The following is a 12,496-nucleotide window of genomic DNA, read 5'->3' as shown; positions in this document are numbered from 1 at the left end:
TCAAAGAGTGACACAGGCTCGGGTGATTGTGCTCGTTGGATTACCGGGGTCTGGCAAATCCACGTGGGCCCGCACACAGGCCATGCAGACCCTCAGTTCGGATGAGATCCGCAAGCTGCTGAGCGGAGACGAAACCAATCAGAGCATCCATGGCCCGGTCTTTGCGACCATGCGGCATCTGCTGCGGACGCGGCTGCAGACGGATCCCGCGCCCACCATTGTTGACGCCACCAATCTGCGGCGGCGCGACCGTCGCCCCTGGCTCCAGATCGCCAAGCAATTCGGCGTCACAGCCGAGGCAGTTTATTTTGACGTACCGCTCGAGTTGGCCCTAGCCCGCAATGCCAAACGGGACAGAGTCGTGCCCGCCGATGTCATTCAAATGCTGCAAGAGCGCCTGCAGCCACCCACCCAAGAGGAAGGCTTCAGCGCAATTCGGACCATTTCTTCGTAGTCCACAGCCAAAAGACAATCGGAAGCATCATCAGACAACCCACCACAAATGCGACCGATTGCGCAGCATAGCCCCGATCAATCGCCACGCCCGAGGCATAGCTGGAGATCGAGATGGAGGTCATCATCAGCGCGAACTCCGCGCTCGTCACCCGGCCGCGAAATCGATCTTCACTGAGAGTCTGCACCAATGTCGAAGAGAAGACATAGTTCATTGAGGTGCCGCAATGCCCCACCAGCACAGCGAAGGCGGCCACGGGCAGTGAACTGGCCAATCCCAGGCCGAGATAGCCCACACTGGCGATGGAGAAGCCAATCGTGATCGACCAGCGCAGCCGCGAGAGCTGCGTGGAGAGAAAAGGACTCCCCAGCATCGGCCCAATAAAACTGCCTACCCCTCGGGCTCCCATCAGGGCACTCATGCTCAACATACCCGCCTGGCTCTCAGTCAGGCCATAGCCTGCCATGCGAAAAGTCCCTTCGCCCAGCACCGGTAACAACACCCAATTGGCGCCAATCAAGCCCACCCCGCCCTTGATCAGCAGAATCGGCTTTAAGTTCTGATGTTCGCGAATGTAGCGCCACCCTTCGGTCAGCGGTGAAAAATTGAAGAGCTCGCGCCAGCGCAGCGGCCCCTGCCCTTCCAGATGAGGCTCCTCAAAGCTCGTACGTGTAATCATCCAGGCGGACAACAGAAAACTGCACGCGTTCACGACAAACACCACATTGCGTCCAAACAGCGCGGCCACCAGCCCGCCCAAGGCCGAGCCCAGAAAAAAGTTCACCGCCCAGGTGGTAGCGCCCAACCCGTTTGCCACCAGAACCTCCTGCGGATTGCGGCAAAGATTCGGCATCACGCTTGAACGGCCCGGCTCGAAGAAGGCCCACATCATGGTCTCGAAAGTCATCAGCAGATAGACCATCCAGATGCGGTCTGCACTTTGCGCAAACAGCATCGCACCCACGATGAAGAAGCGAGCCAGGTCCGCTGCAATCATCACTTGCTTGCGGCGCAACCGATCGTTGATCACTCCGGCCATCGGCGAAACCAGCACCTGCGGAAACACCATTGCAACGGTGGCCGCCGCCACACTGCGGGCCGAACCCGTCAGTTCTAGGAGCAGGCTATAAATTGCAACCGCATAGAACCAATCCCCCAACTCGCTCACCACCTGAGCAAGCCACATCAGCCGCACATTCCGGTTGCTGCGAATGAGCTGGGAGTAGGAGCGGATGGAAGCCCCGGCCATTAGCTCGTAAAGACGCCCATCCGTTGCTTCGTCAGACGAACGGTCGATTCAGCAATTGGAGCCACACGGTCCCGTCCGGCAGTGAGGATCGAAAGCAGATACGCAGGGTCAGCGGTGATCTCGCGATAGCGCTGCTGGATCGGCTCCAGGTGACTGACAATCATTTCGGTCACGTTCTTCTTGAGGTCGCCATAACGCATGCCGGCAAACTTCGCCTTCATGTCGTCCTCGCTCACACTTCCAAAGGCCTGATAGATGCCCAGTAGATTTTGCACGCCGGGGCCCATCGTATCGAAATCGACATGAGGATTCGAGTCCGTGGTGGCGCGGCTCAGCTTTTTCTTAATCAACTCTGGCGGATCGAGGATTCCAATCGCATGGTTGCTGCCCGGAGCAGACTTGCTCATCTTCTTGTCCGGCTCATCCAAGCCCATGACGCGCGCCCCCACCGTTGGCAGCTTCGTCTCCGGCATGACAAAGGTTTCGCCATATAGCGAATTGAAGCGTTGCGCAATGTCCCGCGTCAGCTCGAGATGCTGGCTCTGATCGTCCCCCACCGGCACAACCCCAGCCTGATACAGCAGAATGTCGGCAGCCATCAACACCGGATATTGCATCAGCCCGGAGCCAATCGTCTCCTGCAGCGCCGACTTCGCTTTGTACTGCGTCATGCGCTCCAGCCAACCCACCGGGGTGACGCAAGTCAACAACCACGACAACTCGGCATGCCCCGCCACGGACGACTGCACCATCACTGTCGAATGGGCCGGATCGATGCCCGCGGCCAGGAACAAGGCGGCAATCTCGAGGATCTTCGCTTTCAGCTCCTCCGGCGACTGGTAGACTGTAATCGCGTGTAGGTCGACGATGCAGAAGATGCTCTCGTAGTCATACTGCACCTTCGTCCAATTTTTTAACGCGCCCAAATAGTTGCCGATGTGCAGATTTCCTGTCGGCTGCACACCGGAGAAGACTCTCTTTTTCATGTCGAATTCCAATTCTCTCACTGATATTTCCACCGAGACCCTGAACGTCGAAAAGCTTGTTTACGGCGGCAATGGTCTTGCCCGTCACGAGGGCCGCGTCTATATGCTGCCCAAGGTTGCCCCTGGCGACACCGTGGAAGCCGTGGCCATGAAGACGAAATCGAACATGGTGCAGGCCGCTGTCACTCGCGTCGTGACGCCCTCGCCCGATCGCGTCCCGGCGCCTTGTCCCCACTTTGAGCGCTGCGGCGGTTGCGACTACCAGCAACTGCCCTATGAGCTGCAACTCCACTGGAAGCGCGAGATCCTGCGCGAACTCTTCCAGCGCGCCAAGCTCGATCTCGATGTCGAAATCCAAACGGTCAGCGCCGAACCCTTCGGCTATCGCAATCGAACCCAATTCCATTTCCACGACGGCATGGTTGGCTTCCGCGAAGAGTCCAGCCACAAGCTGGTGCCGATTACGCAGTGCCCCGTGTCGTCGCCGAAGATCAACGAAATCCTCGGCGTGCTACTGAAGATGGCCAAAGACCATCGCTTCCCCAAGTTCCTGAAATCGCTCGAGATCTTCACCAACGAGACGGACGTGCAGTTCAACGTCACCGAGACCAACGCCCCGATCGCGAAGCATTTCTTCGACTGGCTCGGTCACGAAGTAGAAGGAGTCAAGTCCGGCGCGATCAGCTATCCGGCCGTGGGCTATGACTGGAAGGTCAGCTATCGCAGCTTCTTCCAGGTCAACCGCTTCCTCGTCGATGCGCTCACCAATCTCGCCATCGAAGGCCTGAGCGGCGCACATGTCCTCGATCTCTACGCCGGAGTCGGCCTCTTCAGCATCCCCCTCTCCAAAAGCTTTGAGCGCGTCACTGCGGTCGAAAGCGGCAAGGTGGCGATGTACGATCTCGAGGCGAATTCAAAGACCTACAAGATCGACAACGTCCGCATCGTCCAAGCGAATGTCGATGCCTATTTGACTGACCTGCAGGAAACGCCGGAAGTCATCATTGCAGACCCGCCCCGTTCCGGCTGCGGCAAGATCTCCACCGAACAACTGGCCCGCGTAAAGGCCCCCGAAATCCGCTTGGTTTCCTGCGATCCCTCGACGCTCGTCCGCGACCTCGGCATCTTAATCGCAGCCGGCTACAAGATCGAAGGGCTGACCCTGATCGATCTGTTCCCGCAGACCTTTCACATCGAAACGGTTACGAAGCTTCGGCTGGGCTAAGCTCGCCACGGCGGAAGTATTCTTTCGCACCCTTGCGAAGGAATAGCTCGATCAGATTCAGCAGAATCGCCAATCCCAACAGTAAGGGCCAAAGGGCGAGCGCGGTTTCAATCTGCCGCCCACCACTCCGGAAAACATCGCTCGCCTTGGGGTCCACCCGCCCGTTGCTGAAGCTGGCAATCTGCTGCAGCAACGCTGGGTTGTTGCCATACTCCACCATCTCGGTCTCTTGGCGGTAATAGCCAACCTCCGGGAAGAGCCGGGTAGTTTCCGCAGGGCGCACGCGGAATAAGCCGGTGCGATCGCCAATCCCGATGCGGCCGCGATAGACACCTGCCGCAACCTTCTGCACAACAACCGGAAGCTGGAAGCCATTGGGCCCAAAGATGAACAGCGCCGGTGGCTTCGTTTTTGCATCTTCGCTCGAAGGCAGGCGATAGATCACTTCCAGTTCGCGATTGGTCGGATCAAAGGTCAGCGACGCATCCTCGGTTGCCGAATGCGGCAGTAGGTCGCGAAACACATTGCCCCAGAAGCGGTCGAAACCCGGCCAGGAAACCCAGTTCTCGGCCCAGCGGCTTTTCGCGTCCGAAGTAAACACGGAAACGCGGCCCAGGCCATACTGCCAGCGGGCCAGCAGCGGATCCTTCGTGTTCGCCTTCTCACCCGGCACCATCAGCAGCATATCGGCAGACGGTTTTGGATCGTACTTCACATAGCCCTTCAGCGCGGGCGCCTTCTCAATGCCGGTGCCTTCCAGAATCTCGGCGGCCCGCATCAGAATCGGCTGCGTCGGCTTCTCCACCGCGGTCGATCCGGTGAACTCCATGACGTCGCGCAACAGAATCTGTTCAAGTCCTGCCGGGTCTGTCAGGAAGTAGCTCTTGCCTTTGGAGAACTGCGCCACCTTTTCGAGATAGCCCTTGTTCACATCCTGCCCCAAGCCCACCGTCGAAATCGTCACATGCTGCGCGCCTGCCTCGCGCGCCAGATTGATCGAATCGCCTTCTTCGGAAATCCCGTCCGTCAACAGCACAATGTGCTTGAAGGTCGCCTTCACCGGCACAATCTTCTTGTACGCCTCGTTCAAGGCAGGCGCAATCTGCGTGCCGCCGTCCGGCGTGATTCCCGCCACCAGTCGCTTGATGAGCGTCTTATCTTCGGCCTTGCGAATGGGCACCGCCCACTGGTGCGAGTTGTCGAAAATCAAAACGCCGATTAGATCGATATGCCGCAGGTTATCGATCACGCCGATGGAGGCGATGCGCGCCAATTCCATCTTGCGGCCTTCCATCGAAGAGCTTTTGTCGATAATCAACACAACGCAGGTGCCTTCCGGACTGCGCGGCGGCGCCAGCTTCGCCGGCAGCGTCCGCTCGAGCGCATCCTCCGGCGTACCGGGCTTCTTCTCGACATATTGATTGCGTTCGCCGCCAATGGTCAGCAGCCCGCCGCCCCGCTTCACATAAGTTTCGATTGCGCCCTTCAGCGCAGGCGAATAGCCTTCAAGATCCTGATTATTCAGCACCACCACTTCGTACTTGCTCAGCGCGTCGATCGGCGCCTCGCTCACCTTGGTGACATCGAACTGGTAGGATTCGACGGCCCGCATCAGGTTGCTATCCGTACCGGCCGGATCCTGCGAAACATAGAGCATCCGCGGCTTCTGGATGTAGACGGCCTGATCGAAAGTCGCCTCGCCCAGATCGGCCGTTGAAACGCTTCCCGACAAATGGATCACTCCGGATGTGGTGACCGAAGAAGTCACCGTCAACTCATTGGTCCCCGGCTTCAGCTTCACTTCCCCTGCGCCAATAGTCTTGCCTTCAGCCTTCAATTCCAGCTTCGCGCTCGTGTCGCGCGGCGCCTTGAGGCTGATCTCCACCGGAAACTTTTCCCCGGCAAAGGCCTGGGGCGGCATCTTCACCGATTCGATCGAGAGTTGCGGCTTCTGCCGTCCCTTCAGCGCATAGGTGTCAATAGGAATATGCAACTGCTGCGCCTGCCACAGGCCCTGCATCGCATTGCCTTCGGTCTCCATCCCGTCGCTGATCAATACAAGGTGCGGCACCAGATCGGCAGGCGTCGAGGCAATGGCATCGCGAATCGCCGATTCGATATTGGTCCCCCGCCCCTGGTCCCCCGCGCTCAGCTTCAGCCGGCCCGTTGCCTCGTCTGGCGAGATCGCACGCACACCGCGTGCAAAGGGCAGCACACGCACCAGATGCCGGCCCCGTGCCGATTGGATCTGGCCAATGCGGTCGCCCATCGCTTCCACATCCTGCGGCGTCAGGCTCTGCGAGGTATCGGCCAGAATCGTCACCGCGATCTTGGTCTCAAACAAGGACATCGCCGGTCCAAACAATGCAATGGCGATGGCGGCAAGTGCCGCCACCTTCCACCACAGTCGCTGCCGCTTGGCATACAGCCACCACTCGAGCAACAGAATCAGGCCGCCAGCTACCGCAAGCCAACGCCAAAGATCCTTCGCCTCGGGAGATGATACGCCCTCTGGCGGAATGCCGCTTGCAATCGTCGACGGCGCATCCCAGCTCTTGTCCGGAAGGTCGGGCAGCGTGAGCGAGTACACCACTTCGCGGGAGCCATCGAGCACACGCAGCGTACCCGGATAGGGCATGAAGCTGCGCAGCATGCCATTCTCCACCGAGAAAGGCAGCGCCTTGCCATCGCCGGTCAAAACCTGCAACTTCTTCCCATCCACGTTCCCGACCGGCAATTGGATCGCACCCGGGCTGGCCGCCACACTTTCCCATTGCTTGTAGCTGTCGGGCGCGAGATAGCGCAGGATGTTGGCAATCAAAAGCGGCCCGGTGACTTCCTGGCGCATCGCCGTCTTAGCAGGCTGAAAGCCCAGACGAACGATTCCCTTCCCGGCCACCAGCACCGGCCCGGCGTCAGATTCCAAGACAGAAACCTCACCTGGCTTCGCCGTCAACACGCGCGCCCCGTTCAGACGGAAGTCGCGGCTGCGGATGCCGGCGGAAATCGGATGATCCCCCCGCCAGCTCTTCAGGGTGAGAGTCTTATCGCCAGGCAACAAATAAAGAGCTGCGCTCTTTTCCGGCGCCGGCGGCTCAAAGCCATCGAAAATCAGCAGCGAAGCGTCTTCCTTACCGGCGGCATACTGGTCGGGAGCCGCATAGCTCGCCTCCACCACTGAATTCGCCTGCAGCAAGGGCCGCCAGATCTGCGGCTCTTTGGTGAACACCTTCACTCGTACGCTCGGAAGCTCGGGGAGCTCGAGCGACACATGGTCGTCGAGCGCGATGTCGTCCTTCCCAAGCAGCCGCACATCGAGTAGGCCCGCCGATTTCGTGCGATGGGTGAGCGTAATGGTTTGCTCAGAGCCCGCAGGCAGCATCGCATTCGTACTGCCCACCGGAACGCCGCCATAGGACAGCCCGATCGCGAGCGGCTTCGGCTGTGCCGCATAATTCTTGACCGTCACCAGAACGTCCCAGACACCCAGATCGTCCAGACTCCGCCGCACGCCCGCCCGGCGAATTCCAATATTGTTTAGCGACGCATCGGTCACCAACAAGCGGAGATTCGACGGCACCTTCGCCACTTCAGAATCGCCATTCGCCAGCCGGGCCGGGCCAGCGTAGACAATCTCACCAGCAACACCACCAGCGCGGCGTTGCAGATTCTCTGCAAAATCGAAAGCCTCTCCGATGCGTGTGCCACCGGAAGTCGATTGCAGCACCTGGATGGCGCGGATCGTTTGCGCCCGATTCGTTTCCAGTGAGGTCCGCGGCGTCAACAGAGGCCCAGCCTCAACCACACTTACTTTGTCCTGCGACGGCACCGTCTTGAGCCAGGCGAGCGCCTTGCGCTTCGAGGCGGTCAACACATCGGTTTGCCCATCGGCCCGGGACGGCGCGGCGCTTGCCGCCGAAACGTCGACGACCAGCACGTGATTGCGCGGCGCATACTTCTCACCACCCCAGCGAAGCTGCGAAGCCGCCAGCAACAACAGCGCCAGCGCTAAAAGCTGCAGCAGCAAGCTCCACGGTTGTTGGATCTTGCGGCGGCGCTGCTGGCTGACTGGCGCAAGCGCGGCTTGCCAGAATCGCAGCGTCGCGGCCCGGATCTTCACCCGGGAGCGATCCAGCAAATACAGTGTGGTGACAACCAGTCCCAGCACCGTAAACAGTGCGGAGAACTCAAAAAAACTGAGATTGAGAAATTCCACTTAGCGCAGCCCCTGCGCAGCAATGAGCGAGCCAAAAACCGCATCTTCGACACTGGTGCTCGTCGGCAGGCCGCTATAGCGGCCCTCGTTCCGCAATGCCAGGCGGCGTAGCTCTTCTGAATAGGCATCAAAGCTGGCCGTGTACTGCGCTCTCGCCTTTTCATCGAAGCTGATCTTGACCTGCTTGCCCGATTCGACTTCGGTCACTTCGAGATCCCCCACGGCAGAGGGAGAGCGGTCCTCGTCATCCCAAACCTGAATCAACGTCAGTTCATGCCCAAAGTCGGCCATGAATTGCAACGGACGCAGCCAATCGTCCTCGCCCAGGAAGTCCGAAACGATGATCACCAGGCCGCGCTGCCGGCTGGCAGAAAGAAATTCACGCGACACGCGGGCAAAATCTGTTTTCCCCCCAGGCTTCAGATCGCGCAGATAATCGGCCACCGGCGAAAAGCGATGCCGGCCGCCCCCGCAGGACAGACCTTCTTCCATCTCCTCGCGAAAGGGAATCAGCTGCATAGCATCCAGACGTACGAGACCGACATAGGTAATCGCAGCCACGAGCCGGCGTGCATAATCCCACTTATTGCCCAACCCCATGCTCTCACTCGCATCCAGAAAGATACGGATCGGCACCCGGGGCTCGATCTGGAACATTTTCAGGAACAGCTTCTCGAGACGCATGTAGGCACGCCAATTGACGGCCCGCAGATCATCGCCCGTGGTGAAGTTCCGATGGTCGAGAAACTCCTGCCCGGGCCCCGAAAAACGGCTGCTATTGTGACCACCCACGATTCCGGGAAACGACTTCTGCCAATGAATGGTGAGCCGTTCCAGCCTTTCCAGAAAGGCCTTCTCGATCTTGAATTCGCTTTGCGCCACGTTGGATGACTTAGACGGAAAACTTAACGAGACGCAGTGGCCTGGGCGGCAACACCTTTGAGGATCTCGGGAAGAATCGTTTCCGTAGTATGGCCGTCCGCATGAGCATCAAAATTGAGGATGACACGATGGCGCAGAACGGCAGGCGCGACAGAGACAATATCCTCCACACTCAGATGCGTTCGGCCGCGCATCAGCGCCAGTACACGCCCGCATTCCACCAGGGACTGCGCCCCACGCGGAGAGCTGCCATAGCGGATGTACTTCTTCGCCAGCGGATGGGCATGGCCCTGATCCGGCTGCGTCGCCATCACCAGATCGACGGCAAAATCCTGCACATGCGGCGCGATCAGAACCTCGCGGCACAGCTTGCGCAGCGATAGGATGCCCTCGACATCCAGCTTGGGCTCGAGAATGGGTTCGTCTTTCGTAATCGTGCGCTCGACGATGGTCGCCAAATCAGCGCGATTCGGATAACGCACCAGAATTTTCATCAAAAAGCGATCGAGTTGCGCCTCCGGCAGCGGATAGGTGCCTTCCATTTCGATCGGATTCTGCGTCGCCATCACCAGAAAAGGACTCTCCAATTGATGCGTCGTCGTGCCGCTGGTGACCGTGCGCTCCTGCATCGCCTCGAGCAATGCACTCTGGGTCTTGGGCGTGGCGCGGTTGATTTCGTCGGCCAGAACCAGATTGGAGAAAATCGGTCCAGCCTGGAAGCGAAAGGATTTTGAACCACGATCATCGGTATCCATGATCATGCTGCCGACGATATCAGCGGGCATCAGATCGGGAGTGAACTGGATCCGGCTGTAGCGCAGATGCAGAACGCGGGAAAGCGTGCGCAGCAGTGTCGTTTTGCCGAGGCCAGGAACTCCCTCGAGAAGAACATGGCCACCGCCAAGGAGGCAAATGAGCACACCCTCAACGACTTCATTCTGACCGACAATAATCTTGCCGATCTCGTCCTGTACGGATTTAATGCGCCGTGTGGCGGATGAGAGATCACTCACAATGTCATCTTAAGCAAAATGGAGAGGCCCTTGCCTCTCCATTTTGTCCGGTATGCAACCGATTCGTAAATTTGATAAAAGCAAAGGAGCGTTAGGCGCGGGATGAGACGGCGCTGAACTCTCCAAAGCTGTTGGCAAAATGGTTCACAGTATCGGCCATCTCTTCGAGAGCATTGACCGACGCGCGCAGGCCGAGGCAACGGCTCACGCGAAACCATGCTTGCGTCACGCGGAAATTTGCGCGAAGAAGCTTGTTCTGTAGAATATTGTCTTCAAAAGATCCACCAGGAGCCTGATCAAGCAACTGGGTCACCACACGATAATCGCTCTCCAGTGACCGATACAAAGCGTCAACGTTGAGAGTTGCATTACTTTCCAGTTGATTGCGCACCAAATGGAAGCTGAGGCCGTTGGCACGACCGACTTCCGAGGCGAAGTCTTCTGCCGTCTGGGTTCGCAAGATCAAAATGCAGGTATAGCGAAACCAGTAGGCGAAGAGCGCCAACGAGAGACCGATGAGTAGGAGGCTGAAACTCATTTGTTCTTCAACGAGAGAATATCATCCTGCCTGGCCCGCGCCAACGGAAATAGAGTAGTAGGTGTAGTTTCTCAAAGTACTATGTCCAGTCATTTGTACTAGTCGGCTTTCCCGATGGCAATCGGTCCTTCAAACACCATATTTCCAGGCACCAGCGCCTGCGCCTCGCACCAGCGCAAGTAGAGAGCACCGTAGCTCGCAGTGATATATTCTGTATCGGCAATTTTCAGAATTTTTGCAGTGGCGTCGATCCAATCTTCCGGCCCTTCCAGTTCGGCATACAAGCCAATCGGTGTCTCATCGAGAGTCACGATCCCGCCAGCGCTGTCGATATATTCCGTCCGGTATTTTTCGTATACGAAGCGCGGCAGATAGCCCAGGCGCTGCAATAAGGTGGAGGCCGCTGCGGCATCGGAGACCTCAAACTCAATCTCTTCCCGCGACTTGTGCTTGGCCACCGTCGCCTTTCCTTTATAGGTGACCGTGAACCTGCCCCCCGCCTCGCGCAAGCGCAAGATGCAGCCATTGGGCCGCAGGCTGGCTGGCTCCGTTTCGAGAATTGTATTTCTCTCAAACACCCGCCGCCGTTTCAGACGAAATCCAGCTTCGCGCAACTGCCGCCGGAACGGTCGAAACGCAGGAACAACAATTTTGACTTCGGTTTCTTTTCCCGTCACTAGAGATAGCCTACTATTGTGCCGCTCCGGGATGTTCTCCTCACGATAGACCACCGGCCCTGGGAACTTCCCACTCGCCCCTGGGGAATCACCCAGTGGTGGCGCCACCTGCTCTTTGCCCATTGGCCCATTGAGCCGGAAAAACTCATCCCGCTCCTCCCCGAGCCCGTCACGCTCGATCTTTTCGAGGGGATGGCCTGGGTGGCGGTCGTTCCATTCAGGATGGCTGGGGTCAGGCCCCGCTTCGCACCCGCGCTCCCCTGGATCTCTGACTTTATCGAGCTGAACCTGCGCACCTATGTCCTGCCGAAGCAGGGGCGGCAGCAGCCGGGCGTTCACTTCTGGAGTCTGGAGGCCTCACAGCCGTTCGAGGGCCGCTACCGGCCCACAAAACCAGCCACGCCCTCACCGCTGCTGCACTTCTCAGAAGCACTCGAGGTTGCCATCTGGCCGCTCCAGCGCTTGGTTTAAGGCAAACAGGTGCGCGGCATCGAAACCCCAATCGGCCGCGCTTGTCCCTGCCATTCCATGCTGGCCTGGCGAACGCGCTCGATCCGGTCTGCAAGAGGAGGGTGCGTCGAGAGATAGCTCAGCGCGGAGCCGCTCTCCCCGCCCCCGGACTTCGCCAGATTCTCAAAGGCCTTCTGCATCTCAACCGGTGCAATTCCGGCGCGCATCAATACTTGAATTGCCGCATCGTCGGCACTCTCCTCGTCACTGCGCATGAAGTGAAGCACACCCAGATTGCCAGCCAGGTCCCCCAGAACTCCCGGATCGCCAACAACAATCGTCAGAAAGGTCTGGATGCCCAGCGCCCGCAGGATGCCCTTCACCGAATGCCGCTGCACCACATGCTGCATCTCATGGGCGAGCACGGCAGCAACCTGTTCCGGGTTGTCCATGCGGTCGACCAAGCCACTGAAGACCGCAATGTGGCCCCCTGGAGCGGCCATCGCGTTCACCTGTGGGCTCCGCAGCACCTGGATATCGAATCGGTAGGGCGATGCGTCCATGGCGGCGCTGAGCCGCGTGGCAATCGCCTGCATCATCGCGGTGAGTTCGGGATTCTCACAAGGCCGGTGCTCGCGTACCAGCCCGGCCAGCACCATGCTGCCGAGCTTGTCTTCAAGACTGATCGGAACCAGCCTCGCCACGCCACCCAGCGCGTAGGGAAGAGCGGCATAGGCAGTGCTCAGCACCAGACCAACCAAGAGGAGAGTCCCGACAATCAGGGCGCCAATCTTCCAGCGCATGAA

Annotated in this window: 11 protein-coding genes; 3 read left to right on the top strand and 8 right to left on the bottom strand. The window is 58.9% G+C overall.

The features are described from left to right. Positions 1–7 precede the first annotated feature (7 nt). On the top strand, positions 8–454 hold the full coding sequence (locus M017_RS26530) for an AAA family ATPase (protein ID WP_080507628.1): 447 nt from the start codon (positions 8–10) through the stop codon (positions 452–454). On the opposite strand, the gene M017_RS0110275 is transcribed toward M017_RS26530, so the two are convergent. Together M017_RS0110275 and trpS are read right to left on the bottom strand one after the other, a co-directional pair. Continuing rightward, a complete protein-coding gene (locus M017_RS0110275; protein ID WP_031497767.1) occupies positions 426–1,703 on the bottom strand; it encodes an MFS transporter in 1,278 nt (425 codons plus the stop codon). The genes M017_RS26530 and M017_RS0110275 overlap by 29 nt on opposite strands. Beyond that, positions 1,703–2,689: a tryptophan--tRNA ligase gene (gene trpS, locus M017_RS0110270; protein WP_031497766.1), complete on the bottom strand. Its 987-nt coding sequence runs from the start codon at positions 2,687–2,689 to the stop codon at positions 1,703–1,705. The genes M017_RS0110275 and trpS overlap by 1 nt, the downstream gene beginning before the upstream one ends. Between trpS and M017_RS0110265 the strand changes: the two genes are divergently transcribed. Further along, complete coding sequence (locus tag M017_RS0110265) at positions 2,688–3,914, top strand: class I SAM-dependent RNA methyltransferase (protein ID WP_051669816.1); 1,227 nt, start codon at positions 2,688–2,690, stop codon at positions 3,912–3,914. The two genes, trpS and M017_RS0110265, sit on opposite strands and share 2 nt — an antisense overlap. On the opposite strand, the gene M017_RS29255 is transcribed toward M017_RS0110265, so the two are convergent. The 5 genes from M017_RS29255 to M017_RS0110240 form a co-directional block, all read right to left on the bottom strand. Continuing rightward, complete coding sequence (locus M017_RS29255) at positions 3,892–8,130, bottom strand: VWA domain-containing protein (protein WP_155121344.1); 4,239 nt, start codon at positions 8,128–8,130, stop codon at positions 3,892–3,894. The two genes, M017_RS0110265 and M017_RS29255, sit on opposite strands and share 23 nt — an antisense overlap. After that, the gene (locus M017_RS0110255) at positions 8,131–9,012 is read right to left on the bottom strand and encodes a DUF58 domain-containing protein (protein ID WP_238325856.1); all 882 of its coding nucleotides are present in this window, start codon (positions 9,010–9,012) and stop codon (positions 8,131–8,133) included. It abuts the gene before it with no gap. A 23-nt stretch (positions 9,013–9,035) separates the two neighbouring features. Next, positions 9,036–10,025 (bottom strand): AAA family ATPase, encoded by a 990-nt coding sequence (locus tag M017_RS0110250; RefSeq protein ID WP_031497762.1) that lies wholly within the window; start codon positions 10,023–10,025, stop codon positions 9,036–9,038. 91 nt (positions 10,026–10,116) lie between these two features. Continuing rightward, positions 10,117–10,563 (bottom strand): hypothetical protein, encoded by a 447-nt coding sequence (locus tag M017_RS0110245; RefSeq protein WP_031497761.1) that lies wholly within the window; start codon positions 10,561–10,563, stop codon positions 10,117–10,119. 98 nt (positions 10,564–10,661) lie between these two features. After that, a complete protein-coding gene (locus tag M017_RS0110240) occupies positions 10,662–11,240 on the bottom strand; it encodes a class IV adenylate cyclase (RefSeq protein WP_035957763.1) in 579 nt (192 codons plus the stop codon). Positions 11,241–11,258: 18 nt separating this feature from the next. Between M017_RS0110240 and M017_RS0110235 the strand changes: the two genes are divergently transcribed. Then, positions 11,259–11,711: a DUF2071 domain-containing protein gene (locus M017_RS0110235; protein WP_051669814.1), complete on the top strand. Its 453-nt coding sequence runs from the start codon at positions 11,259–11,261 to the stop codon at positions 11,709–11,711. Here M017_RS0110235 and M017_RS0110230 read toward each other — a convergent pair. Further along, the gene (locus M017_RS0110230; RefSeq protein WP_035957762.1) at positions 11,708–12,493 is read right to left on the bottom strand and encodes a M48 family metallopeptidase; all 786 of its coding nucleotides are present in this window, start codon (positions 12,491–12,493) and stop codon (positions 11,708–11,710) included. The two genes, M017_RS0110235 and M017_RS0110230, sit on opposite strands and share 4 nt — an antisense overlap. Between the last annotated feature and the right edge of the window lie 3 nt (positions 12,494–12,496).

Origin of the sequence: Bryobacter aggregatus MPL3 (assembly GCF_000702445.1) — a bacterium.
GTDB lineage: Bacteria > Acidobacteriota > Terriglobia > Bryobacterales > Bryobacteraceae > Bryobacter > Bryobacter aggregatus.
Note: the sequence above shows the minus strand (reverse complement) of the source record. Positions and strands in the feature narration are given on the sequence as shown.

What these genes read in the sequence shown, in the direction of transcription:
- M017_RS0110275 (WP_031497767.1), bottom strand. Translation starts at nt 1,703, where the DNA reads ATGGCCGGGGCTTCCATCCGCTCCTACTCCCAGCTCATTCGCAGCAAC.
- M017_RS0110265 (WP_051669816.1), top strand. Translation starts at nt 2,688, where the DNA reads ATGTCGAATTCCAATTCTCTCACTGATATTTCCACCGAGACCCTGAAC.
- trpS (WP_031497766.1), bottom strand. Translation starts at nt 2,689, where the DNA reads ATGAAAAAGAGAGTCTTCTCCGGTGTGCAGCCGACAGGAAATCTGCAC.
- M017_RS0110245 (WP_031497761.1), bottom strand. Translation starts at nt 10,563, where the DNA reads ATGAGTTTCAGCCTCCTACTCATCGGTCTCTCGTTGGCGCTCTTCGCC.
- M017_RS0110230 (WP_035957762.1), bottom strand. Translation starts at nt 12,493, where the DNA reads ATGCGCTGGAAGATTGGCGCCCTGATTGTCGGGACTCTCCTCTTGGTT.